The sequence below is a fragment of the Cysteiniphilum marinum genome (genome assembly GCF_014857925.1).
GTDB lineage: Bacteria > Pseudomonadota > Gammaproteobacteria > Francisellales > Francisellaceae > Caedibacter > Caedibacter marinus.
In genome coordinates this window covers 14,323-35,562 of record NZ_JACYVZ010000028.1, presented here as the reverse complement: position 1 = coordinate 35,562, position 21,240 = coordinate 14,323, and the positions used below count along the sequence as shown (strand labels likewise).

34 protein-coding genes and 1 tRNA gene are annotated in these 21,240 nt (G+C 39.6%); 30 read left to right on the top strand and 5 right to left on the bottom strand.

Translation table 11 applies throughout. From position 1 onward, the window contains the following. Positions 1-220 precede the first annotated feature (220 nt). Complete coding sequence (locus IE867_RS10990) at positions 221-1,111, bottom strand: IS982 family transposase (protein WP_192484769.1); 891 nt, start codon at positions 1,109-1,111, stop codon at positions 221-223. 87 nt (positions 1,112-1,198) lie between these two features. Here IE867_RS10990 and IE867_RS10985 point away from each other — a divergent pair, with 87 nt between their 5' ends. From IE867_RS10985 to IE867_RS10845, 29 genes are all read left to right on the top strand, one after another. After that, positions 1,199-1,639, top strand: a complete 441-nt coding sequence (locus tag IE867_RS10985; RefSeq protein ID WP_192484768.1) for a Fic family protein — start codon at positions 1,199-1,201, stop codon at positions 1,637-1,639. A 530-nt stretch (positions 1,640-2,169) separates the two neighbouring features. Further along, the gene (gene rplC / locus IE867_RS10980; protein WP_192484767.1) at positions 2,170-2,814 is read left to right on the top strand and encodes a 50S ribosomal protein L3; all 645 of its coding nucleotides are present in this window, start codon (positions 2,170-2,172) and stop codon (positions 2,812-2,814) included. Between the two features lie 14 nt (positions 2,815-2,828). Further along, complete coding sequence (gene rplD / locus IE867_RS10975) at positions 2,829-3,452, top strand: 50S ribosomal protein L4 (RefSeq protein ID WP_117001413.1); 624 nt, start codon at positions 2,829-2,831, stop codon at positions 3,450-3,452. After that, positions 3,449-3,745, top strand: coding sequence for a 50S ribosomal protein L23 (gene rplW / locus IE867_RS10970; protein ID WP_151192904.1), 297 nt, complete (start codon positions 3,449-3,451; stop codon positions 3,743-3,745). Before rplD ends, rplW begins: the two co-directional genes overlap by 4 nt. A 17-nt stretch (positions 3,746-3,762) precedes the next feature. Beyond that, the gene (gene rplB, locus IE867_RS10965; RefSeq protein WP_192484771.1) at positions 3,763-4,587 is read left to right on the top strand and encodes a 50S ribosomal protein L2; all 825 of its coding nucleotides are present in this window, start codon (positions 3,763-3,765) and stop codon (positions 4,585-4,587) included. 16 nt (positions 4,588-4,603) lie between these two features. Next, entirely contained in the window at positions 4,604-4,882 is a 279-nt protein-coding gene (gene rpsS, locus IE867_RS10960) for a 30S ribosomal protein S19 (RefSeq protein ID WP_117001410.1), read from the top strand. Between the two features lie 12 nt (positions 4,883-4,894). Beyond that, a complete protein-coding gene (gene rplV / locus IE867_RS10955; protein ID WP_119328266.1) occupies positions 4,895-5,230 on the top strand; it encodes a 50S ribosomal protein L22 in 336 nt (111 codons plus the stop codon). 10 nt (positions 5,231-5,240) lie between these two features. Further along, complete coding sequence (gene rpsC, locus IE867_RS10950; RefSeq protein ID WP_192484765.1) at positions 5,241-5,942, top strand: 30S ribosomal protein S3; 702 nt, start codon at positions 5,241-5,243, stop codon at positions 5,940-5,942. After that, the gene (gene rplP, locus IE867_RS10945; protein WP_192484764.1) at positions 5,942-6,355 is read left to right on the top strand and encodes a 50S ribosomal protein L16; all 414 of its coding nucleotides are present in this window, start codon (positions 5,942-5,944) and stop codon (positions 6,353-6,355) included. The genes rpsC and rplP overlap by 1 nt, the downstream gene beginning before the upstream one ends. After that, complete coding sequence (gene rpmC, locus IE867_RS10940) at positions 6,355-6,564, top strand: 50S ribosomal protein L29 (RefSeq protein WP_192484763.1); 210 nt, start codon at positions 6,355-6,357, stop codon at positions 6,562-6,564. The genes rplP and rpmC overlap by 1 nt, the downstream gene beginning before the upstream one ends. Positions 6,565-6,566: 2 nt before the next feature. Next, positions 6,567-6,818: a 30S ribosomal protein S17 gene (gene rpsQ / locus IE867_RS10935; protein ID WP_192484762.1), complete on the top strand. Its 252-nt coding sequence runs from the start codon at positions 6,567-6,569 to the stop codon at positions 6,816-6,818. A gap of 142 nt (positions 6,819-6,960) precedes the next feature. Next, the gene (rplN, locus tag IE867_RS10930; protein ID WP_192484761.1) at positions 6,961-7,329 is read left to right on the top strand and encodes a 50S ribosomal protein L14; all 369 of its coding nucleotides are present in this window, start codon (positions 6,961-6,963) and stop codon (positions 7,327-7,329) included. Between the two features lie 18 nt (positions 7,330-7,347). After that, complete coding sequence (gene rplX / locus IE867_RS10925; protein WP_117001403.1) at positions 7,348-7,671, top strand: 50S ribosomal protein L24; 324 nt, start codon at positions 7,348-7,350, stop codon at positions 7,669-7,671. A gap of 10 nt (positions 7,672-7,681) precedes the next feature. Then, on the top strand, positions 7,682-8,221 hold the full coding sequence (rplE, locus tag IE867_RS10920) for a 50S ribosomal protein L5 (protein WP_192484760.1): 540 nt from the start codon (positions 7,682-7,684) through the stop codon (positions 8,219-8,221). A gap of 14 nt (positions 8,222-8,235) precedes the next feature. After that, positions 8,236-8,541 carry a 30S ribosomal protein S14 gene (rpsN, locus tag IE867_RS10915; RefSeq protein WP_192484759.1) on the top strand — a complete coding sequence of 102 codons (306 nt, stop codon included), beginning with the start codon at positions 8,236-8,238 and terminating at the stop codon, positions 8,539-8,541. 17 nt (positions 8,542-8,558) lie between these two features. Continuing rightward, complete coding sequence (gene rpsH, locus IE867_RS10910) at positions 8,559-8,951, top strand: 30S ribosomal protein S8 (RefSeq protein WP_192484758.1); 393 nt, start codon at positions 8,559-8,561, stop codon at positions 8,949-8,951. 15 nt (positions 8,952-8,966) lie between these two features. Beyond that, positions 8,967-9,503, top strand: coding sequence for a 50S ribosomal protein L6 (gene rplF / locus IE867_RS10905; RefSeq protein ID WP_192484757.1), 537 nt, complete (start codon positions 8,967-8,969; stop codon positions 9,501-9,503). Positions 9,504-9,515: 12 nt separating this feature from the next. Further along, positions 9,516-9,869, top strand: a complete 354-nt coding sequence (gene rplR, locus IE867_RS10900) for a 50S ribosomal protein L18 (RefSeq protein ID WP_192484756.1) — start codon at positions 9,516-9,518, stop codon at positions 9,867-9,869. A 16-nt stretch (positions 9,870-9,885) separates the two neighbouring features. Beyond that, complete coding sequence (rpsE, locus tag IE867_RS10895; RefSeq protein ID WP_192484755.1) at positions 9,886-10,386, top strand: 30S ribosomal protein S5; 501 nt, start codon at positions 9,886-9,888, stop codon at positions 10,384-10,386. A gap of 5 nt (positions 10,387-10,391) precedes the next feature. After that, entirely contained in the window at positions 10,392-10,577 is a 186-nt protein-coding gene (gene rpmD, locus IE867_RS10890) for a 50S ribosomal protein L30 (RefSeq protein ID WP_117001396.1), read from the top strand. A 5-nt stretch (positions 10,578-10,582) separates the two neighbouring features. After that, positions 10,583-11,014 (top strand): 50S ribosomal protein L15, encoded by a 432-nt coding sequence (rplO, locus tag IE867_RS10885; RefSeq protein WP_192484754.1) that lies wholly within the window; start codon positions 10,583-10,585, stop codon positions 11,012-11,014. A 7-nt stretch (positions 11,015-11,021) separates the two neighbouring features. Then, positions 11,022-12,353, top strand: a complete 1,332-nt coding sequence (gene secY / locus IE867_RS10880; protein WP_117001394.1) for a preprotein translocase subunit SecY — start codon at positions 11,022-11,024, stop codon at positions 12,351-12,353. 24 nt (positions 12,354-12,377) lie between these two features. Beyond that, complete coding sequence (gene rpmJ / locus IE867_RS10875; protein WP_003017816.1) at positions 12,378-12,491, top strand: 50S ribosomal protein L36; 114 nt, start codon at positions 12,378-12,380, stop codon at positions 12,489-12,491. Positions 12,492-12,600: 109 nt separating this feature from the next. Further along, positions 12,601-12,957 carry a 30S ribosomal protein S13 gene (rpsM, locus tag IE867_RS10870; RefSeq protein WP_192484753.1) on the top strand — a complete coding sequence of 119 codons (357 nt, stop codon included), beginning with the start codon at positions 12,601-12,603 and terminating at the stop codon, positions 12,955-12,957. A 30-nt stretch (positions 12,958-12,987) separates the two neighbouring features. Then, on the top strand, positions 12,988-13,374 hold the full coding sequence (gene rpsK / locus IE867_RS10865; RefSeq protein ID WP_117001392.1) for a 30S ribosomal protein S11: 387 nt from the start codon (positions 12,988-12,990) through the stop codon (positions 13,372-13,374). Between the two features lie 18 nt (positions 13,375-13,392). Further along, positions 13,393-14,013 (top strand): 30S ribosomal protein S4, encoded by a 621-nt coding sequence (gene rpsD / locus IE867_RS10860; RefSeq protein ID WP_192484752.1) that lies wholly within the window; start codon positions 13,393-13,395, stop codon positions 14,011-14,013. 21 nt (positions 14,014-14,034) lie between these two features. After that, the gene (locus tag IE867_RS10855) at positions 14,035-15,009 is read left to right on the top strand and encodes a DNA-directed RNA polymerase subunit alpha (protein ID WP_192484751.1); all 975 of its coding nucleotides are present in this window, start codon (positions 14,035-14,037) and stop codon (positions 15,007-15,009) included. A 29-nt stretch (positions 15,010-15,038) separates the two neighbouring features. Continuing rightward, a complete protein-coding gene (rplQ, locus tag IE867_RS10850) occupies positions 15,039-15,482 on the top strand; it encodes a 50S ribosomal protein L17 (protein WP_192484750.1) in 444 nt (147 codons plus the stop codon). 165 nt (positions 15,483-15,647) lie between these two features. Continuing rightward, a tRNA-Lys gene (locus IE867_RS10845) sits at positions 15,648-15,723 on the top strand. Here the strand turns inward: IE867_RS10845 and IE867_RS10840 are convergent. Further along, positions 15,724-16,899, bottom strand: coding sequence for an MFS transporter (locus tag IE867_RS10840; RefSeq protein ID WP_192484749.1), 1,176 nt, complete (start codon positions 16,897-16,899; stop codon positions 15,724-15,726). Positions 16,900-17,072: 173 nt separating this feature from the next. Then, positions 17,073-17,798 (bottom strand): outer membrane beta-barrel protein, encoded by a 726-nt coding sequence (locus tag IE867_RS10835; protein WP_192484748.1) that lies wholly within the window; start codon positions 17,796-17,798, stop codon positions 17,073-17,075. 158 nt (positions 17,799-17,956) lie between these two features. Here IE867_RS10835 and IE867_RS10830 point away from each other — a divergent pair, with 158 nt between their 5' ends. Beyond that, positions 17,957-19,204: an MFS transporter gene (locus IE867_RS10830; protein ID WP_192484747.1), complete on the top strand. Its 1,248-nt coding sequence runs from the start codon at positions 17,957-17,959 to the stop codon at positions 19,202-19,204. 7 nt (positions 19,205-19,211) lie between these two features. Here the strand turns inward: IE867_RS10830 and IE867_RS10825 are convergent, their stop codons facing one another. Together IE867_RS10825 and IE867_RS10820 are read right to left on the bottom strand one after the other, a co-directional pair. Next, complete coding sequence (locus tag IE867_RS10825) at positions 19,212-19,517, bottom strand: hypothetical protein (protein WP_192484746.1); 306 nt, start codon at positions 19,515-19,517, stop codon at positions 19,212-19,214. A 79-nt stretch (positions 19,518-19,596) separates the two neighbouring features. Further along, positions 19,597-21,144, bottom strand: coding sequence for an APC family permease (locus IE867_RS10820; RefSeq protein WP_192484745.1), 1,548 nt, complete (start codon positions 21,142-21,144; stop codon positions 19,597-19,599). Between the last annotated feature and the right edge of the window lie 96 nt (positions 21,145-21,240).

The window sequence follows — 21,240 nt, the reverse complement described above, 5'->3', positions numbered from 1 at the left end:
GATTAGCATCTTTTTCTAGAGCTAATTTAACTGATTCATTTTTAAACTCTTGTGTGTAGCGAGATTTTGCCATTTTTCTGCTCCTCATTCTGGTGGACTTACTGTCCCAAATTGAGGGGGTACATCAGATATTCTCAAAGAAATTACAGGATATGAGCGTAATAAACTTTTTGTTTTTGATAAGTATTTAATGATCTATGGTAACGCCATGTTCAACTTTTTAAATTCCTAATTTTTCAAACTGTATGTTTGAATAGCCTTTACTTTTGCATATTACAGCACCAATAGTATGAGCAAGTAATTTTCTAGCAATCCGTTTTGTTAAATGCCAGCAATCACGCGCACGAACTTTCTCAATATTAAACCGTTCAGTTAGTTGACCAATAACAGTTTCCACTAGCCTGCGAGTAGATACAATCCAGCGATTGGCATCTTTTCCTCGATTATCTGACATATTTCCCCTTGTAGGGGTTTGCAAATTAACACCAGTCTCCTGCCTGAAATCCTTTTGATAATCCTGACCAATTAAACCTTTATCAGCAAGTAATAAACCATGGATGCCAGACACAACCTCGTAAAGCGATTCCCTTTCATCAATATGCGCTGGTGTTACTGTGATGCCTGTAATAACACCCTCTGAGCTAATACATATATTACCCTTGAAGCCATAATATGTTTCCTCCTTGGAGGCGCAGTACCCATAAGTGGCTGTATCCCTGAAAATTTTACTTGAGCGTGCTCGTTTAAAGTGGCATACAGGGATTGGGAAGCCATCTGCTAAATGGATCGAGTCTGCAAAAGCATTTAACTTACTTGCCAAAGCATACTGTATTTGCTGATGAACCTGCCATAAATTTGCAGATTGCTTCACATAGTTACTACGACTGCCAAGACCTGGAAACCAAGACTGCCAATGCGTCTTAAAGTATTGCCATATACCTTTATCTGTGTCTTTGCCCATAAATTCTCCTACAATATCCATGGTAATCACTTCTGCATCTGAAAGCTTTGGCGCAAAGCCTCGAGCTCTTAAGGGGCGTTCTTTTGTCAGCTTTTTTAATTCATTGTCTACCAAACAATACACAGAAATGATAAAGTCTTCTAATAGCATAAGGTGTGCTTCCAGTTTTTTTGTGCAAATTAAAAACTAAAGCTTTTCCTTATGCTATGCAATATCTACCACTTTAAAAAATTGAACATGGCGTTAAAAAAGCCTTCTTTATATTTATCGGACTTTATTGAAAAGAATAAATCAGCCTATTATGAAGCGCTTACTAGGGTCAGAACTGATCATGATCTAACGCATTGGCTTAAGTTCTTCCTTGAAGCAGTGATTGTTACCGCTAACAGTGGCGTGGAAACCTTTCGGAGTCTTTTGATGCTAAAACAAGAAATGGATACACTAATCGTAGGATTTGGTAAAAAAGCAGATAATGCTGGTAAGCTTATCCAGTTTTTATACCAGCAACCAATAATAACAATGAGCGATATTATAAAGCAGCTAGATATAAGTAAATCTACTGCTAGCCATTTAATAAAAGAATTTGAGAGCAAAAATATTCTAAAAGAAATCACAGGATATGAGCGTAATAAACTTTTTACATTTGAGAAGTATTTAACGATCTATAGTAAAAGCTAATGTGCTAAACCGAACTAAGGATTTTTATAGTTCGAGTTAATGCGCTAAACCGAACTAAGAAATTTTATAGTTCGAGTTAATGCACTAAACCGAACTAAGGATTATGTTGAAGCAGTCATATAGTCTAATTTCAATAACTTTTAATTTGATTCAATTCGCCAGCAAACTAATTGCAATCACGCTGTTGAAGTTTAAACCAGTATGCGTTAGAATGCGCTACCATTTTCCTGTGCTCAGGCGGCTTTGTTGCGTGCTCGGGTGTTGGTGAATGCTTATTTTAGGCGGGTTTTAGCGTCTTTTTTGCGAGTTGTTTTAAGTTTTCTTTAAAGCGTTTTTGGAGAAAAGTTAAAGTAATTTGCCTTTGGGCAAATCTAAAGTTTTGCGACTTGAGTCGTGAAAAATTGCCAAAGCAGTATTGCCTTACATAGATAAAGGCGGCGTTTTGGTTAAAGCTGCAAAAGCAGTGAAAATAAGTGTTTCGTGGTCAATTGTAATCACGGAAGTAAATAATAATAAAATGAGGATAAAAGATGTCTTTAGGTATCGTAGGTCGCAAATGCGGCATGACTCGTGTCTTTACTGAAGATGGAACATCTATCCCTGTAACGGTTGTTCATGTGGAGCCAAACACGGTAACACAAGTGAAAACAACTGATACAGATGGGTATAGCTCTATTCAAGTAACAACAGGTCTTAAGAAGCGCTCTCGTGTGAATAAAGCGGAGGCTGGTCATTTTGCTAAGGCAAATGTTGAGCCGGGTCGCGGTTTATGGGAGTTTCGTCTAAGCGCAGAACAAGTTGCAGAATATGAAGCTGGTAAAACAGTTGATGTTTCTATGTTTGAAGCTGGTCAAAAAGTAGATGTAACAGGTACTTCTAAAGGTAAAGGTTTCCAAGGTGGTGTTAAGCGTCATAATTTCAGAACGCAAGATGCAACGCATGGTAACTCCCTGTCTCATCGTGTGCATGGTTCAACAGGTCAAAACCAAACCCCTGGTCGTGTTTTCAAGAATAAGAAAATGGCAGGTCACATGGGTAATGTTCAAACCACTATGCAAACTCTTGAAGTTGTTAAAGTAGATGTTGAAAACGGTTTGTTGTTATTAAAAGGCGGCATTCCTGGCGCAACAGGCGGTGATGTTATCGTAACACCTGCTATCAAAGTTAAAGCTTAAGAGGGGAGATGCACGTGGATTTAAATATTAAAACATTGGCTGGTGAAAACACTGGTGTGCTGAATGTGGCAGATAGCGTATTCTCTAAAGATTATAATGAAGCATTGGTTCATCAAGTCGTCGTGGCTTATATGGCTGGTGCGCGTCAAGGTACAAAAGCACAAAAAACACGTTCTGAAGTATCAGGCGGTGGTGCTAAGCCTTGGAGACAAAAAGGGACAGGGCGTGCGCGTGCTGGTACTATTCGTTCTCCAATCTGGCGTAAAGGTGGCGTAACATTTGCTGCTAAGCCAAGAAGCTATGAGCAAAAAGTTAACCGCAAAATGTACCGTGCGGCAATTCAATCTATTTTGTCTGAGTTGTTAAGAAGTGATCGTCTGTTAGCGGTTGAAGGTTTTAAGCTTGAAACACCAAAAACAAAAGAATTCGTCCAGTTATTAAAGCAGTTAGATGTCAAAGAAGCTTTGATTGTTGTAAGCCCTGAAGAGTTTACTGAAGAGCTGTACCTTGCTTCAAGAAACATTAAGAATGTAGCTGTTGTTGATTCACATGAAATCAATCCTGTTGCGTTAATGTGCTTTGACAAAGTAATTATGACTCAAGAAGCAGTTAAGCAAGTTGAGGAGCGTTTAGTATGAATCAAGAAAGATTGCTTAAAGTGTTGCTAAGTCCGCATGTGACAAACAAAGCATATGAGGCCGCTGAGCGTGCTTCTTATGTTGTTTTCAAAGTCGCGACGGATGCAACAAAAAAAGAAATTAAAAAAGCAGTTGAAATGCTTTTTGAAGTACAAGTTGAAGATGTGAAAACTGTCAACGTTAAAGGTAAAGCGCGCCGTTTTGGTCGTATTGAAGGTAGAACTAAAGACTGGAAGAAAGCTTATATTAGACTTCAAGAAGGTCATGACATCAATTTTATTGGTGCTGAATAAGTTAGCGGTGAGGATAGATAATGAAAATAGTTAAAGCAAAACCAACCTCTCCTGGTCGTCGCTTTGTTGTTCAGATTCAAAACCCTGAGCTTCACAAAGGCAGACCTTTTGCTGGATTAGTTGAGAGTAAGTCTAAAAACGCAGGTCGTAACAACCAAGGTCGTATTACTGTTCGTCATCAAGGTGGCGGTCACAAGCAAAACTATCGTGTTATTGACTTTAAACGCTTTAAAGATGGTATTCCAGCTAAAGTTGAACGTATCGAGTATGACCCAAATCGTACAGCAAATATCGCATTATTGTTGTACAAAGATGGTGAAAGAAGATACATGATTGCGCCAAAAGGCTTAACGGCTGGTATGGAAGTTGTCTCTGGTGAGCACGTCTCAATCAAACCAGGTAACTGCATGCCAATCCGTAACATTCCGCTTGGTACGGTTGTTCATAACGTTGAATTAAAGCCTGGCAAAGGTGCGCAAATGGCACGCTCTGCTGGAACTTCAGTTCAAATCGTTGGTAAAGATAATGCTTATGCGATCGTGCGCTTGCGTTCAGGTGAGATGCGTAAAGTATTGTTGGGTTGTCGCGCAGTAATTGGTGTTGTTTCTAATTCTGAGCATAACTTAAGATCAATCGGTAAAGCAGGTGCTAATCGTTGGCGTGGTATTCGTCCTACTGTACGTGGTGTTGCGATGAACCCAGTTGATCACCCACATGGTGGTGGTGAAGGTCGTACCTCTGGTGGCCGTCATCCTGTAACGCCTTGGGGTGTGAAGACTAAAGGTAAGAAAACACGTACAAACAAGCGTTCTAACAAGCTAATTGTACAAAGACGTAAATAATTAAAGGGAGAATACTGTGGCTCGTTCATTAAAGAAAGGACCTTTTGTAGATCATCACCTATTAAAGAAAGTGTTTGATGCGCAAGAGTCTAATTCAAAAAAGCCAATCAAAACTTGGTCTAGAAGATCAATGATTGTGCCAGATATGATTGGTTTAACAATCGCTGTGCATAACGGTCATCAACATGTTCCAGTTCTCGTAACTGAAAACATGATTGGGCACAAGTTAGGCGAGTTTGCTGTGACACGTAATTACCGTGGTCATGCAGCAGATAAAAAAGCTAAGAAAAAATAATTGAGGTTTTCAATGGAAGTTCAAGCTAAATTAAAACATGCGCGAATTTCAGCTCAAAAAGCACGTTTGGTCGCTGATCAAATTCGTGGTTTGCCAGTTGAAAGAGCGTTAAACCTTCTTTCTTTTAGCAATAAAAAAGCTGCTGAATTGATCAAAGGTGTCTTAACGTCGGCTATTGCTAACGCTGAGCATAACGATGGGTTGGATATTGACGAGCTGTATGTTTCTACAGTACACGTTGATGAAGGTTCAACCATGAAACGTTTTGAAGCTCGCGCTAAAGGTCGTGGTAATCGTATTTTAAAACGCACTTCTCACGTTACTGTGAAAGTGGCAGAAAAAAATTAAGGGGCACTAAATGGGTCAGAAGGTTCATCCTACCGGTATACGCCTAGGTTTTATTAAAGACTGGCGTTCAGTATGGTATGCAGATGCAAAAGATTATGCAGATAAGTTAAACTCCGATATCGAAGTGCGTAACTATCTTCATAAAAAACTAGCCAATGCTTCAGTGAGTAAGATCAAGATCGAGCGTCCAGCGCAAAATGCTAAAGTGACTATTTTCACTGCGCGTCCTGGTATCGTGATTGGTAAGAAAGGTGAAGACGTTGAAGTGTTGCGTAACGAATTAACCAAAAAAATGGGCGTGCCTGTTCAGGTTAATATCGAAGAAATCCGCAAGCCTGAGTTAGATGCTCAATTGGTTGCTGATGGTATTGCGCAACAATTAGAGAAGCGTGTTATGTTCCGTCGTGCGATGAAGCGTGCGATTCAAACCGCTATGAAAATGGGTGCTGAAGGTATTAAAGTATCGATCGCTGGTCGTTTAGGTGGTGCTGAAATCGCGCGTACTGAATGGGCAAAAGAAGGTCGTATTCCACTTCATACATTCCGTGCTGATATTGATTATGCAACATCTGAAGCTTTAACAACTTACGGTATCCTAGGTGTTAAAGTATGGATATTCAAAGGTGAAGTTCTTCCAGGTCAAGAGCGTAAAGTTGACGCAGCGACTGAAGATAAAGCGCCAAAGAAATCAAAAAGAAGAGGGGCTAAATAATGTTACAGCCTAAGCGTACTAAATTCCGTAAACAGCAAAAATTGCGTAACCGTGGTCTTGCTTTGCGTGGCAATAAAGTCAGTTTTGGTGAGTTTGGCTTACAGGCGACCGCTCGTGGTCGTATGACAGCTCGTCAAATCGAAGCAGGGCGTCGTGCGATTAACCGTCATATTCGTCGTGGCGGTAAAGTATGGATTCGTGTTTTCCCAGATAAGCCAATTACTGAAAAACCATTAGAAGTTCGTATGGGTAAAGGTAAAGGTAATGTTGAATATTGGGTAGCGCAAATCAAGCCAGGTAAGATGCTTTATGAAATCCAGGGTGTGAGTGAAGAAATGGCTAGAGCCGCTTTTGCGCGTGCTGCAGCTAAGCTTCCTTTTGCAACTACATTCGCAGAAAAAACGGTGATGTAATGAAAGCTAGTGAAAAAATAAAAGAATTAAAAGCAAAATCAGCTGAAGAGTTGAAAGCGCATAAGATTGATTTGTTGAAAGAGCAGTTTAATTTGCGTATGCAAAAAGGAACTGGGCAATTAACACAGAATCATATGTTTAAAAACATTCGTCGTGATATTGCTCGCATTAATACGATTTTGTCTGAAAAACAAAAAGTGGGTAACTAGAGATGAGTGATAAAATAAGAACGTTACTTGGTAAAGTGACAAGTGACAAGATGGATAAAACGATCACGGTCGTTGTGGATCGTAAGGTTAAGCATCCGTTATATGGTAAGTTTGTAACTAAATCTACTAAGTACCATGCGCATGATGAAACAAACGAATGCAACGAAGGTGATACGGTTGAGATCACTGAAACAAGACCTTACTCAAAAACTAAAAAGTGGCGTTTGGTTTCGATCGTAGAGCGTGCAAAATAATAAAAATGTAATGATAAAACAGCTTGCGTGGAGGAGGTTTTTTTCTGTGCAAATTGTCAAATTGCAATTTTAGTTTTTGTTGTTATAATAGTGCGTCTTTTGACGCCACTATTTGGAAATTGACGTAAGTGAGGTATATAAAATGATTCAGATGCAAACTGAACTTCAAGTTGCTGATAATAGTGGCGCTCGTAGGGTAGAATGTATCAAAGTGTTGGGTGGTTCTCATCGCAGATACGCAAGTGTTGGCGATGTGATTAAAGTGACTGTTAAAGAAGCGAACCCACGCGGTAAGGTAAAAAAAGGAAGCGTACACAGTGCGGTCGTGGTTAGAACAGCGAAAGGTGTTCGTCGTCGCGATGGTTCTGTTTTGCGCTTTGATGGTAATGCTGTTGTTCTTTTGAATAACAACAACCAACCTATTGGTACGCGTATATTCGGTCCTGTGACACGTGAGCTACGTAGTGAACAATTTATGAAGATTGTTTCACTTGCCCCTGAAGTGTTATAAGTTGGAGTATAACAGAGAATGAATAGACTGAAGAAAGGCGATGACGTTGTAATTATCGCTGGTAAAGACAAAGGTCGTAGAGGAACAATAGTCACTGTGCTTTCTGAAGAGAATCGCGTAGTGGTGGAAGGTGTTAATCTTGTCAAGAAACATGTAAAGCCTAACCCAAATAAAGGGGTTGAGGGCGGCATTATCGAGAAAGAAGCATCTATTCACGCGTCTAATGTTGCTTTATATAACCCTGCTACAAAGAAAGCTGACCGTGTTGGCGTTAAATTTGTAGAAGATGGTAATAAAAAAGTTCGCTATTTCAAGTCAAATGGCGAATTAGTAGATCTATAGGTAGTAAAATATGGCAAGGCTAAAAGCTTTCTATAAAGAAAAAGTAGTTCCACAGCTTAAAGATGAGCTAGGTGTAGCTAATGTGATGGAAATTCCGCGCATTACTAAAATCACGCTTAATATGGGTGTTGGTGAAGCTGCAAAAGATAAAAAAGCGTTAGAGCACGCGGTAAGAGACTTAGAAGCAATTGCAGGTCAAAAAGCTGTGATTACTAAAACAAGAAAATCTATCGCTGGTTTTAAGATTCGTGATGGTTGGCCAATTGGCGCGAAGGTAACTTTGCGTGGCGAGCGTATGTATGAGTTTTTAGATCGTTTAGTATCGATTGCAATCCCACGTGTCCGTGATTTCCGTGGTTTAAATCCTAAATCATTTGATGGACGTGGTAATTACAGTATGGGTATGCGCGAGCAGATCGCTTTTCCAGAAATTGATTACGATAAAGTTGATAGTATTCGTGGTTTAGATATCACAATTACGACAACTGCTCAGAGTAATGAACACGGTAGAGCGCTGTTGACTGCGTTTAACTTCCCGCTGAAATCTTAAGGAGTAACCTTACAATGGCAAAACTTGGAATGGTCCAAAGAGAATTAAAAAGACAAAGATTAGTTGCGAAATATGCTCAAAAAAGAGCTGAGCTTAAAGCAATTATTCTAAGTCCAGATGCCACTGATGATGAGAAGTGGGATGCGCAAATTAAATTGCAAAAACTTCCAGTGAATTCATCGCCTTCACGTTTACAAACGCGCTGCCGTATTACCGGTAGACCGCATGCTGTTTACAAGAAGTTCGGCTTATGCCGTAACAAGTTGCGTGAGCACGCAATGGTTGGTGATGTTCCTGGCTTGAAAAAAGCTAGCTGGTAATAGAAGGATTAAATTTTATGAGTATGCAAGATCCTATTGCAGATATGCTAACAAGAATTAGAAATGGTTTGTCTGCACATAAGACAACGGTTTCTATGCCTTTATCTAAGAAGAAAAAAGCAATTGCTGAACTTCTTGTTGCAGAAGGTTTTATCAAGAGCCTTGATGTTTCTGAAGAAAATAATGGTACGCTTAGTGTTGAGCTTAAGTATCATCAGGGGCAACCTGTAATTGAAATGCTTAAGCGTGTAAGCCGCCCTGGTCTTCGTATTTACAAGACAGCAGCTGAACTTCCTAAAGTTCACGGTGGCTTTGGTGTGGCTGTGATTTCAACTTCTAAAGGTCTGATGAGCGACAGAAAAGCACGTTCAGAAGGCGTTGGTGGTGAAATAATTTGCTACGTAGCATAAAACAGGAGATTTTTAATGTCTAGAGTTGGTAAAAAGCCTGTTGCTATTCCTAGCGGTGTTACAGTTACAGTAGCAAATGATAACCTTGTTACCGTTAAGGGTGCCAAAGGCGAACTAGTTAAAAAAATTAATAATGCAGTGACGATTGAAATTGCAGATAAGATTATCAACATTAAACCAAATGATGAGTCTAAAACTGCAAATATGCAATCAGGTACTGCGCGCTCAGTGATTAACAACATGGTTGTTGGCGTTAGTCAGGGCTTTGAGAAAAAGTTGCAGTTGGTAGGTGTTGGTTACCGTGCTAAAGCGCAAGGTAACAGTGTAAACTTAACACTTGGCTTCTCTCATCCAGTCGATCATGCGTTACCTCAAGGTGTGACAGCTGAGACACCTTCACAAACTGAAATTGTTTTGAAGAGTGCGAACAAAGAGCTACTTGGTAAAGTTGCAGCAGATATCCGCGCTTATCGTCAACCTGAAGCTTATAAAGGCAAAGGTGTTCGTTATGCGGATGAAAGAGTAATCACCAAAGAAGCTAAGAAAAAATAAGTGAGTAAAACTATGAATAAGAAAATTGCTCGTTTACGTCGTGCAAAGCGTACACGCATTAAGCTTAAAGAGCTAAATCAAGTTCGTTTATGCATACATAGAACACCTAAGCATATGTATGCTCAAATTATTTCTGGCGATGGTAATCAAGTTTTAGCGCAAGCTTCAACACTTGAGCAAGCTGTGAAAGGCGATTGTTCTTACACTGGGAACGTTGCTGCAGCCACAGTTGTTGGTAAAGTAATTGCACAGCGCGCTGTTGAAAAAGGCATTGAGCAGGTTGCTTTTGACCGTTCAGGCTTTAGATATCACGGCCGCGTAAAAGCGCTAGCTGATTCAGCTAGAGAAAATGGTTTGAAATTTTAATTAAAGGCGACTGATAATGGCAGATAATATGCAAAAAACTGACGGCTTGATCGAGAAGTTAGTCAGCGTAAAAAGACATGCCAAAACAGTTAAAGGCGGCAGAATCATGAGCTTTGCTGCTTTAGTTGTTGTTGGTGATGGAAATGGCCGAGTCGGTATTGGTAGAGGTAAATCTCGTGAAGTACCTGTGGCAATCCAAAAAGCAATGGAAAACGCACGTCGCAATATGGAAACGGTTAACTTAAATGGTGATACTTTATGGTACCCAACAACCGCTAACCATGGTGCGTCTAAAGTATTCATGCAGCCAGCATCTCAAGGTACAGGTATTATTGCCGGTGGTGCGATGCGTGCAGTATTTGAAGTGGTAGGTGTTCATAACGTATTAGCTAAGACTTATGGTTCCACTAACCCAATCAACGTTGTTCGTGCAACTATCAATGGTTTAAGCAGCCTTAAATCTCCTGAGGAGATTGCAGAGAAGCGTGGCTTGAGCGTTGAAGCAATTCAAGGGTAAGTACGATGACTGATAATAAGACTTTTAAAGTAACGTTGACGAAAAGCCTAATTGGCCGCCAAGCATCACACAAAGCGTGTGCAAGCGGTCTAGGTTTACGTAAAATTCGCCAAAGTGTAGAAGTGATTGATACGCCTGCTAATCGTGGTATGGCTAACAAGATCAACTACATGGTGAAGATAGAGGGGTAATTTCAATGAGATTAAATACAATTTCTCCAGCGCAAGGCTCAAAGCCTGCTGCAAAGCGCCTTGGACGTGGTATCGGTAGTGGTCTTGGTAAGACTTCTGGTCGTGGCCACAAAGGTCAAAAAGCACGCTCTGGCGGTTACCATAAAGTTGGTTTTGAAGGCGGTCAGATGCCTTTACAAAGAAGACTACCTAAATTTGGTTTTACTTCACAAAAAGCAAGATATGTTGCTGAAATCAGATTGCATGAATTAAATGTAGTTGAAGCAGACGTAGTGACTTTGGATGTGTTAAAGCAGGCAGGTCTTGTACGTAAAGATATGCTTGAAGCGCGCATTATTGCAAGTGGTGAAATCAATAAACCAGTTACTATTAATGGTTTGCATTGCACAAAAGGTGCAAAAGCAGCTATTGAATCTGCTGGTGGTAAGGTAGAGTAATATTGCTATGGCAACACAAAATCTTAAAAAAGGTGGCGGACTTAAAGAATTAAGACAACGCCTTCTTTTTGTCTTATTAGGCATTATTGTCTTTAGACTAGGTGTCTATATCCCGATCCCATATATTGATGCTGATCAGTTGAGTAAGTTAATGTCAGCGCAGTACGCTGGTGGCAATGGACTTTTGAGTATGTTTAACATGTTCTCTGGTGGTGCACTTGAGAAGTTAAGTATCTTTGCATTAGGTGTTATGCCTTATATTTCAGCGTCGATTATCTTCCAGATGATGAGTGCGGTTTCACCAAAACTGATGGAGCTCAAAAAAGAAGGGGAATCAGGGCAGAAGAAAATAACGCAATACACAAGATATGCCACTTTGGCGCTCGCGTTAGTGCAATCGTTTGGTATCGCAGTTTATACGTTCAATCAGCCTGGACTCGTGGATATTGACTCAAGATTTTTGTTTTATTTTGCCGCAATTATCTCAATGACAACAGGCAGTATGTTTTTGATGTGGTTGGGTGAGCAGATGACTGAACGTGGTATTGGTAATGGTATCTCATTACTAATCTTCTCAGGTATTGTTGCCAACCTGCCATTTGAAATTAGCACAACAATTTCACAAGCTAACCAAGGCGCAATTTCATACCTAACTGTTTGGGTGTTGCTAGTTATCTTACTAGCGGTTGTTGCTTTTGTTGTTTTTGTCGAACGTGCTCAACGTCGTATTACGGTTAACTATGCTAAACGTCAGCAAGGTCGTAAGATGATGGCGCCACAAACAAGTCATTTACCATTAAAACTAAATATGGCGGGTGTGATTCCGCCTATTTTCGCATCATCTATTTTGATGGTTCCTGGGATGCTTTCTAATTGGTTTGCATCTTCACCTTCATTAGGATGGTTAGCTGAAATTGGTGAAGCGCTTCAACCAGGTAGCTTGCTGTATACATTGATATTTGCAGCAGCGATTATTTTCTTTTGTTTCTTCTATACGGCGCTTGTTTTCAATCCGAAAGAAACAGCAGATAATCTTAAGCGTTCTGGGGCGTTTATTACTGGGGTTAGACCTGGTGAGCAAACAGCAAAATATATTGACTCGGTCATGAGTAAATTAACACTTATTGGTTCGATCTATATTACCGCAATTTGTTTATTACCAATTTTTGTTATGAACTTTTTTGGTCATGGGTTGTCGTTTACATTTGGTGGAACATCATTATTGATCGTTGTGGTTGTGATCATGGATTTCATGGCGCAAGTGCAATCACATATGATGTCAACTCAGTATGACTCACTGTTAAAGAAAGCAAATTTGAGTAATTACGGTAAATTATAATTTTAACAAGAATGAGGTAATCAGATGAAAGTCAGAGCTTCTGTGAAGAAGATGTGTAGAAACTGTAAAGTGATCAAGCGTAATCGTGTGGTTCGTGTGATCTGTACTGATCCAAGACACAAACAGCGTCAAGGTTAATAATTAGACATGGTGGCTTGCTTTTTAATAAAAAAAGCGTTATATTCGTCCGCCGTGCCAAATTAACTAATAATTTTAAGATATTAATAAAGTAAATGGAGTATTGTAAATGGCTCGTATAGCTGGGATTAACGTTCCTGATCATAAGCATGCTGATGTTGCCTTAACAGCGATTTATGGTATTGGGCGTCCACGCGCAATTAAAATATGTGCTGCGTGTAACATTGAACCAAGCAACAAAATCAAAGACTTGACAGAAGAGCAGATCGAGTCATTGAGAAGTGAAGTTGCCAAGTTTACAGTGGAAGGTGATCTTCGTCGTGAAGTATCAATGAACATTAAGCGTTTAATGGATCTAGGTACTTATCGTGGTCGTAGACATCGCCGTAATCTGCCTGTAAGAGGTCAGCGTACTAAGACGAATGCTCGTACGCGTAAAGGACCAAGAAAGCCAATTAGGGCATAAGTACAATTATAACAAATAGGAATCAAACTTATGGCAAAAGCTGTAAAGCCTAAGAAGAAAATCAAGAAGAGCGTACCGGATGCGATTGCGCATATCCACGCTTCTTTTAACAACACGATTATCACTATTACGGATCGTCAAGGTAATGCGTTGTCTTGGGCGACTTCTGGTGGTAGTGGTTTTAGAGGTTCTCGTAAGAGTACACCTTTTGCAGCACAGGTTGCCGCTGAAAGAGCAGGCGATGTTGCGCTTGAATATGGCGTGAAAAACGTAGACGTTCTTGTGAAAGGTCCAGGACCTGGGCGAGAATCTGCGGTACGCGCTTTAAATGCAAAAGGCTTCAAAGTGACGAGCATTACGGATGTAACACCGTTACCGCATAACGGTTGCCGTCCTCCGAAAAAACGTCGTGTATAAGATTTTAAGGTAAGTAAAATGGCTAGATACTTAGGACCTAAGTGTAAGCTTTCTCGTAGAGAAGGTACTGATCTTCAGCTAAAAAGCGGTGTAAGATCAATCGAAGAAAAATGTAAGATTAACACGCAGCCTGGTCAACACGGTGCAAAAAGAGCGCGCCTATCTGATTACGGTTTACAATTGCGTGAAAAGCAAAAAGTTCGTCGTATTTATGGCGTACTTGAGAATCAATTTAAGCGTTATTATGTTGAAGCAGCAAGACGTAAAGGCAACACAGGTGCAAACCTTCTTGAGCTTTTAGAAGGTCGCTTGGATAATGTTGTTTTCCGTATGGGCTTTGGTTCAACACGTGCAGAAGCACGTCAGTTAGTGACACACAAAGGCATTTTGGTTAATGGCAAAGCATGTAATATCCCTTCATATGCTTTACAAGCAGGTGACGTTGTTGCTGTTCGTGAAAAATCGAAGAAGCAATTGCGTATTCAAAGTGCATTAGAGCTTTCTAAGCAACGCGGCACTTTATCTTGGATTGAAGTAGATGAAGCCAAGCTTGAAGGTGCTTTCAAGTCTAAGCCAGAGCGTGCTGAATTATCTGCTGATATCAATGAGCAGTTGATTGTTGAATTGTACTCTAAATAATAAATAAACGGAGAGCAGTTAATGCATACTTGTCCAACTGAAGCTTACAAACCACAAATTGGCAGTGTTACTGAGGTTAAACATAACCACTTTAAGGTGATTGTTGAGCCATTAGCTGTTGGTTTTGGTCATGTAATGGGAAATGCTCTCAGAAGAATTTTATTATCTTCTATACCTGGCTCTGCAGTAACAGAAGCGCAAATTGAAGGCGCTTTACATGAATATTGCACTGTTGAAGGTATACAAGAAGATGTTGTAGAAATTCTGCTTAATCTAAAAAAGCTGGCTATTAGTTTACAAGATGAAACAGAAGAAGCATATTTGACAATCACCAAAGCAGGTCCTTCAAAGTTGTTAGCGAAAGATCTTGAAGTCAGCGGTAATGTCAAAGTATCAGATCCGAATTATGTGATTGCTAACCTTAATGAAGGTGGTAAGCTTAATATGTCGCTTAAAGTGACTAAGGGTCGTGGATTTGTACCATCTACAGTTTATACACAAGCAGCAGTTGAAGAATTGTTGGTTGGCTATATTCCATTGGATGCGGCTTATAATCCTGTTTTAGATGTTTCTTTTACCGTTTCAGCTTTAGATGATAATAGCGAGAAATTAGAAATTTATATGCGTACTAAAGGTACGATTAAGCCTGAGGAGGCAATCGAATTAGCGATGACTTATTTTTATGAGCAGATCGCTGTTTTTGTGGATTTAAAAGCACCATTAGGTCGTAAGTCTGCACAAGATGCCCCTGAAATCGATCCTTTATTGCTTAGACCTGTTGAAGACTTAGAATTAACGGTAAGATCAGCGAACTGTCTAAAAGCTCAGAATATTCGTTATCTGGGCGATTTGGTACAATTCCCTGAATCAGACTTAATGCGCATTCCAAATTTGGGGCGTAAGTCTTTGAATGAAATAAAAGCTGTTTTAGCTGAAAGAGGCCTTTCTTTAGGTGTCAGAATTGACAACTGGCCGCCAGAGCAGCTTAGTAAGTAATATATAATTTTAACTAGAAGGAAATTACTATGCGTCATCGTAAGAGTGGTCGTAAGTTTAATAGAACAAGCAGCCATCGCAAAGCGATGTTTAGAAACATGTCAGCTTCATTGTTAAAGCATGAACTGATCAAAACAACTTTGCCTAAAGCAAAAGAGTTAAGAGGCTTTATTGAGCCTTTAATTACGCTTGCAAAGCGTGAAGTTGAGCTGCGCAAATCAACAACTGATCATGATAATAATGAGTTCAAAGGTCAAGTAGTTGCTTTAAGACGTCAAGCTTTTAATTACCTACGTAATAAAGAAGCAGTTAAGAAGCTATTTGAAGAAATCGGACCGCGTTATGAAGCTCGTCCAGGTGGTTATACCCGCGTACTTAAGTGTGGTTTCCGCTTTGGTGATAAAGCGCCTATGGCATTTATTGAGCTAGTTGATCGTCCACAAGTAGAAGTTGAAGAAGTAGCAGAAGCTTAATCTACAACTTTTATTACTGATACTATCAAAACCTGCAATTGCAGGTTTTTTTATGTCTCAAAAAACTTATTTTTGATCATGAAAAGAGTATATATAAGAAACGCTAGAATTAATTAAAAAAAGCCCTTGCAATAAGGGGTTGACTCGCTATAATAGCTCCTCATCGGGTCGTTAGCTCAGTTGGTAGAGCAGTTGGCTTTTAACCAATTGGTCGCAGGTTCGAATCCTGCACGACCCACCATCAAGATTGATTATCTCTTTTTAGAAAAATCCCTGAAATTATATTAATAGCGATAAATGCAATAAGTATCAGACTAAATTGTAGTGCACTGTTTCCAGGTAAATAACCCATAATAATGACTGCAAGCATTGCTGAACCCATATTCATAAAACTCATCATTGATGAGACAGATGCTTTATCATTAATCGCTGATGAAGCAAAGAGTGTTGCACTTGGAAATAATAATCCGCTGAAGTAATACAATACTGCACAAATAAGAAAGAACACTAATGCTCCAGTATTAAGTACTACGCTAAGATAAAGCGATATTGCGCCAATAAAAACAATAGCAATGGCAACCATAATAAGCTTATTAGCATCAAACCGATGCAGTATGCGTGGTGCAGTTAAGCCACTGATCAATGTGCCCGCTAATGCGATTAGATTCCAGTAGCCATATTCGCTAGGTGTTAAATGCAATATGTGCTGCGCGATCATTGGTGCCGCTGCCGCGTAGCCATAGGATACTGTTGAGCATAAACCAATAATCAAAGCATAGTGACGTAAGCGATGACTCTTTAATGCATGTGTGTATCTTTGGGCAATTGCTATCGGATGTAATGAGTGTTTTTCTTGCAGTGTTTCATGGAACAAGAATGTTGACAAATAGGCGAGTGCACCATGAATAAGCAAGATAAAAAATAGATCTTGCCACTGTAAGTATTGCGTAACAACACCACCGAGAGTGACAGCAATACCAATACCGAGCATAAAAGACAGCATGGAGTAAGAGATTGCTTTCTTTGCTTGCGCTTCATTCAAAAGCTCATTGATTAACGTGAAAGTACACGCCAACCCCGCAGAAGAACCAAGTGCGGTAATAACCCGAGCTAAAAGTAACAAGCTATAGCTATGGAGTATGTTGGTTACCGCAATATAGCATATAACCAAGCCAATTAAGTTGATGGCAAAACCAAAGCGAATGGCTTTAAGTCTACCAAAACGATTGGCAAGTGGGGCATAAATCAGCTGACCAAAAACATAGCCAAATAGAAAAATCCCAACAAACCATGAGAGACTGGAAGTGTCAAGTGAGTAAAATTTGCCAATTTGCGGTAATGCAGGTGTAAGTATTACTGCAGATACAGAGGCGATGGATAGATAGCTTAGCAGTATGGCGATTTTATACGTTTTCATAATGATATCCTGAATATGATTTGTTCAGAACTTTATATGAAACAGTTCAGCTTAACAATATCTGGAAATGTTGACATAAGTTAAGTTGATTTAAACAATGGGTAAGTTTGTGGTGCTAAATGACATGGTACAAAGGACAAGGAGTATAAGGAGATAAGTGACAAAGGTATTAACTAATCTGATGGTGTGCCGTAAATACGTTGCTTAGCAAGTGCCTCACCCATTGGGAACTGATAGCGTAAGCCAAGACTAAATGTTTGGATAGGTAATGGTTTGGAATTGTCATTATCAATTGTCGCATTACCAAATGTCCGTAAGTAACTTGCCGATAGGCTTAAGCTTCTCGTTAATTGAACATCCATTGCTAAGCGCATAGCAGGTTGAAAGCCAGAGAGTGTCCCATCACTAGCAATTGGTGTGCTAAAACCACTTAAATTGGCTTTGTACGTTTGATTTAAAAAGGCGGCTCCTCCTGCAGCTGAAAAGCTTAAACGATTAAAAGGCTGATATTTTAAACCAAGTAATATCGGCACATACAGTGAGCGCTCAATCTTAAAACTGCCATGTGCGGTTGCTGATGTCAATGTATTAGTGGTTGTGGCAGTACTGTCATATAGGGCGCTGGTAAAGCCAATGCCAAGCATGGTTTCTAATGATAGATGATAACCTAGATCAGCACCAAGACCTGCAAGCATACTCGCGCTAAAGGCGTTGGAGCTTTCGCCGTTATTGGCTGTTGTATGATTGGGTAGTGAGAATTGATTCCAATCAAGCGAGCTTGGGCTATTGGCATAGCCTCCATTGACATCAACAAAACCATAAGACAGTGTTTCATAAGCATAACTACTTACTGAGCTTGCACACAAAGCTAAACTCAATATTGATATTATTTTCTTCATAGAATACTCATTACCTTAGTTTTTCATCATCCTATTGTAATCTTAGACTATAACCTTCTAAAAAGAGAGATATCTCAACACAAAAATATACTTCTTTTGCTAAAAAATGGCTGTTAATATAACGGCTTATGCTCAAAAAAGAAGAAATAGAAAAACACATGTCAATCAAAAATATCAAAGGCTATGCTTGGATTGTTATTGTTCTTAGTTCATTTTTACTATTTTATAAATATATTGCATTGGTCTTTCCAAGTCTGATTGCCGGTGATATCAAACTGCATTTTGGTATTAACTCGGCACAAATGGGTTTTTTATCGGCGGTTTTTCTGTATTGTGTGCTGTTTGTTCAGCCGTTTGCTGGATTGCTTCTTGATCGTTTTGGTTGTCGTAATGTTAGTACGGTATCATTGCTTATCAGTGCGTTTGGCATCTTACTATTTGCAGCATCTAATCATATTGCTTTTGCCTTTATTGGGCGCTTGATGATGGGGCTAGGTGTTGCGTTTGCCACAGTCAGTTATATGAAAGCAGCTGCAACTTGGTTTGATGAAAAAGGTTTTTCTGTTGCCAGTAGTTTATTGTTAACTGCAGCAATGACTGGTGCGGTTGTTGGGCAGGCGCCCTTATCTGCTTTATTTAATAGCGTTGGTTGGCAAGAAGGTTTGTATTACTGTGCCATTATTGGCGTGGTTTTTGCCATTGTTTATTGGCTTATTGTGCGTGATGACCCAGAAGAGGGGCATGCTAATTTAGCGGAGGAGCAAACGGCGCAAAATGAACAAAAGAATATTTTAAAGATGATCAAAAAGGTTATCAGTTCACGCAATAACTGGTTGCTTATGGCGTATTCTGGATTGATCTTTACCACGATTGATGCCTTTGGTGGGTTGTGGGGTAATAGTTTTTTTGTCCAGAAATATGCATTAACGACAACACAAGCCAGTTATTTTATTTCATGTATTTTTATCGGAATGGGGATTGGTGCACCAATTATGGGGAAACTATCGGTTAAGATCCGCTGTGTGCCGATTATGTTTTGCTGCACACTCATTGGTTTTGTGTCTTTGCTGGCTATTTTGTATTTGCATCTAAATACAACCTTGTTAGTTATTGCCTGCCTTGTCTATGGCATTGTAACAAGCTCATTTATGTTAGTCTTTGTTGTCGGACGTAAGGTGAATCCCTTGTGGGTAATGGCAACAGCTGTGGCATTGATCAATACCGGAGAGCCAATATTTGGCGGCACTTTTGAAGGACTTGTTGGCATGATTTTAGATCATTTGCAACCGGATGTCTTGGGTGCAAACTATAGCGTGTCAAGCTATGAGGTTGCCTTTAGTATCTTGCCTGCAAGTATTATCTTAGCATTATTGACCTTATGTTTTGTACGTGAGCAAAAGCACTAAAACGCATTTATTGACTCATAAAATCTTGGCGTTGTTGAGAGATTTCTTGCTGTGTTTGCCATGCATTCGGTTCATTTTGATTCTTTTGAGATATGTCACCTTGATTGTCATCAATGGTAGTCACTAGACCGTATTGGGTATTATAGGTTTTTGTTTGAAAGCCGGCCTTTTGTAAAGCAATTGCCGAGCTCGTTGCAACAACACTGTTAACCGTGGCATAGGTCATTGCCTTATCAAAGTTTGCATCAGCATAACCTATGCCCGTCATAACAACGGCAAATCCGGTGATAATAGATATAATATTTTTGCGCATAAATAAATCGTTTGTAGCTATACAGTAGGTACACTTAAGTGTAGTGATCTGATGATCAGTTGTCTATGCATTGCAAATATTACTGATAATTTCTTTGGTTCACCATGGCTATATAAGCCAGAGTATAAGCAATTATGAATGCAACTAGAGCGTAGGAGTGACCAAATGATTTGATATCCACTAAGTGACTAAATGGCACACTAATCGCTAAATAAAAGAAAATCGACCAAGAAGAGCAAAGTGATTTCCAGACTCTGCTTATGTTATTTTTATGGTAGCTTAAGGAGTAGACTACAAATAAGATAATATGCGCGATAAGTGCCAAAAGTACGGCTTTCATCGAAGCTTGTATCATCAGATATGATACAACTAGAAAGATCACATAGCTCAATGATAAACCAAAAGGTACTTTAAATGCGCGTTCAGCTTGAGGCTCTGATTTTCGTAAACGCGCCAATGCCACAGGAATCGCAATGCATGAAATCAACTGAAACACGGTGACCATAATCATGATGTTTTGCCAGTTTTTAGAGAAAAATACCATAATGACGCCAATGATAAAAACGGTAATTAATGAACGTCTTGATAGATTATATTTGGCAATAATACGATCAAAAAATGAAGGTAGTTGACCATCTTGTGACATGCCAGTGATCATACGTGAGCTTGAGCCCATATAAAGCGCTCCTGTGCCTGATGGACTGATCGCTGAATCCGCATAGAGTACCCAAATCATTGCCACATTAACACCAATTAAACCAAGCAGTTGTGCCAGCGGTGAGGAAAAGACGGGTAAATTTTGCCAACCATGTTCAAGGTATTTAGTTGGCATCGCACCGATAAAAGCAAATTGTAAAATAAGATAGACAACAAGGCAAATAAGGACACAACCAACTAATGCTAGGGGAATATTACGTTTAGGGTTTTTAAGCTCAGCACCAAATACCGCGATAAGTCCAAATCCATAAAAAGAGTAGAAAATACCACCGGTAACTACAGTGGCAATTGCGCCATCAATCATACCCCCCATAGATTGATGAAAGCCGCTTAATGAAAAGTTCGCAGCATGAAATTCACCGTGCCATCCAGCATAAGCAATAATAATTATGCCTGTTGCAAGTGGTACAATAAGCTTAAATAACGTAATCATGTTATTTACTTTAGACAGGATCTGTAGCCCCCAAAAATTTATCAGGCCATATACAACAATCAAAAGCACAACATATAACTCTCCCGTTAATGATAAGTTTTTACCTACCATAAGGCTTGGATAGATACCACTAAGATATTGAATGGTTGCTGAGGCCTCAGATGGGATAACCAAAATCAGTCCCATCAGATTTGAAATAGCAACAACGAAGCCATAGTCAGTATTCTTATGCGATAGTGTGAGAATGCGTGCGAAAAAGGCGCGTTCTTTAAACATTGTTGCCGTTTCAGCTAATAACAACGCTAAGATCAATGCTAAGATTGCACCAATAATCCACGATAGAAAGGCCATTGAACCCACGGCTTTTGCCGCATTATAAGATGCGAAAAGCCAGCCACTGCCAATAATACAACCAACGCCAATGGCGATAGCAGAAAATAAAGCAGGTGATTTTATATTATCTGTATTAACAGCCATAAAAATTTCTCCCCCAAGTGTTTGTTTAAAAAAATGCATCATATGACGCGATGACCTTCACAGCAAGCAACCGTCTCCCATACAGAAGCTATGCTA

What these genes read in the sequence shown, in the direction of transcription:
- IE867_RS10990 (WP_192484769.1), bottom strand. Translation starts at nt 1,111, where the DNA reads ATGCTATTAGAAGACTTTATCATTTCTGTGTATTGTTTGGTAGACAAT.
- IE867_RS10985 (WP_192484768.1), top strand. Translation starts at nt 1,199, where the DNA reads ATGGCGTTAAAAAAGCCTTCTTTATATTTATCGGACTTTATTGAAAAG.
- rplC (WP_192484767.1), top strand. Translation starts at nt 2,170, where the DNA reads ATGTCTTTAGGTATCGTAGGTCGCAAATGCGGCATGACTCGTGTCTTT.
- rplW (WP_151192904.1), top strand. Translation starts at nt 3,449, where the DNA reads ATGAATCAAGAAAGATTGCTTAAAGTGTTGCTAAGTCCGCATGTGACA.
- rplV (WP_119328266.1), top strand. Translation starts at nt 4,895, where the DNA reads ATGGAAGTTCAAGCTAAATTAAAACATGCGCGAATTTCAGCTCAAAAA.
- rpsC (WP_192484765.1), top strand. Translation starts at nt 5,241, where the DNA reads ATGGGTCAGAAGGTTCATCCTACCGGTATACGCCTAGGTTTTATTAAA.
- rplP (WP_192484764.1), top strand. Translation starts at nt 5,942, where the DNA reads ATGTTACAGCCTAAGCGTACTAAATTCCGTAAACAGCAAAAATTGCGT.
- rpmC (WP_192484763.1), top strand. Translation starts at nt 6,355, where the DNA reads ATGAAAGCTAGTGAAAAAATAAAAGAATTAAAAGCAAAATCAGCTGAA.
- rpsQ (WP_192484762.1), top strand. Translation starts at nt 6,567, where the DNA reads ATGAGTGATAAAATAAGAACGTTACTTGGTAAAGTGACAAGTGACAAG.
- rplN (WP_192484761.1), top strand. Translation starts at nt 6,961, where the DNA reads ATGATTCAGATGCAAACTGAACTTCAAGTTGCTGATAATAGTGGCGCT.
- rplX (WP_117001403.1), top strand. Translation starts at nt 7,348, where the DNA reads ATGAATAGACTGAAGAAAGGCGATGACGTTGTAATTATCGCTGGTAAA.
- rplE (WP_192484760.1), top strand. Translation starts at nt 7,682, where the DNA reads ATGGCAAGGCTAAAAGCTTTCTATAAAGAAAAAGTAGTTCCACAGCTT.
- rpsN (WP_192484759.1), top strand. Translation starts at nt 8,236, where the DNA reads ATGGCAAAACTTGGAATGGTCCAAAGAGAATTAAAAAGACAAAGATTA.
- rpsH (WP_192484758.1), top strand. Translation starts at nt 8,559, where the DNA reads ATGAGTATGCAAGATCCTATTGCAGATATGCTAACAAGAATTAGAAAT.
- rplF (WP_192484757.1), top strand. Translation starts at nt 8,967, where the DNA reads ATGTCTAGAGTTGGTAAAAAGCCTGTTGCTATTCCTAGCGGTGTTACA.
- rplR (WP_192484756.1), top strand. Translation starts at nt 9,516, where the DNA reads ATGAATAAGAAAATTGCTCGTTTACGTCGTGCAAAGCGTACACGCATT.
- rpsE (WP_192484755.1), top strand. Translation starts at nt 9,886, where the DNA reads ATGGCAGATAATATGCAAAAAACTGACGGCTTGATCGAGAAGTTAGTC.
- rpmD (WP_117001396.1), top strand. Translation starts at nt 10,392, where the DNA reads ATGACTGATAATAAGACTTTTAAAGTAACGTTGACGAAAAGCCTAATT.
- rplO (WP_192484754.1), top strand. Translation starts at nt 10,583, where the DNA reads ATGAGATTAAATACAATTTCTCCAGCGCAAGGCTCAAAGCCTGCTGCA.
- secY (WP_117001394.1), top strand. Translation starts at nt 11,022, where the DNA reads ATGGCAACACAAAATCTTAAAAAAGGTGGCGGACTTAAAGAATTAAGA.
- rpmJ (WP_003017816.1), top strand. Translation starts at nt 12,378, where the DNA reads ATGAAAGTCAGAGCTTCTGTGAAGAAGATGTGTAGAAACTGTAAAGTG.
- rpsM (WP_192484753.1), top strand. Translation starts at nt 12,601, where the DNA reads ATGGCTCGTATAGCTGGGATTAACGTTCCTGATCATAAGCATGCTGAT.
- rpsK (WP_117001392.1), top strand. Translation starts at nt 12,988, where the DNA reads ATGGCAAAAGCTGTAAAGCCTAAGAAGAAAATCAAGAAGAGCGTACCG.
- rpsD (WP_192484752.1), top strand. Translation starts at nt 13,393, where the DNA reads ATGGCTAGATACTTAGGACCTAAGTGTAAGCTTTCTCGTAGAGAAGGT.
- IE867_RS10855 (WP_192484751.1), top strand. Translation starts at nt 14,035, where the DNA reads ATGCATACTTGTCCAACTGAAGCTTACAAACCACAAATTGGCAGTGTT.
- rplQ (WP_192484750.1), top strand. Translation starts at nt 15,039, where the DNA reads ATGCGTCATCGTAAGAGTGGTCGTAAGTTTAATAGAACAAGCAGCCAT.
- IE867_RS10840 (WP_192484749.1), bottom strand. Translation starts at nt 16,899, where the DNA reads ATGAAAACGTATAAAATCGCCATACTGCTAAGCTATCTATCCATCGCC.
- IE867_RS10835 (WP_192484748.1), bottom strand. Translation starts at nt 17,798, where the DNA reads ATGAAGAAAATAATATCAATATTGAGTTTAGCTTTGTGTGCAAGCTCA.
- IE867_RS10830 (WP_192484747.1), top strand. Translation starts at nt 17,957, where the DNA reads ATGTCAATCAAAAATATCAAAGGCTATGCTTGGATTGTTATTGTTCTT.
- IE867_RS10825 (WP_192484746.1), bottom strand. Translation starts at nt 19,517, where the DNA reads ATGCGCAAAAATATTATATCTATTATCACCGGATTTGCCGTTGTTATG.
- IE867_RS10820 (WP_192484745.1), bottom strand. Translation starts at nt 21,144, where the DNA reads ATGGCTGTTAATACAGATAATATAAAATCACCTGCTTTATTTTCTGCT.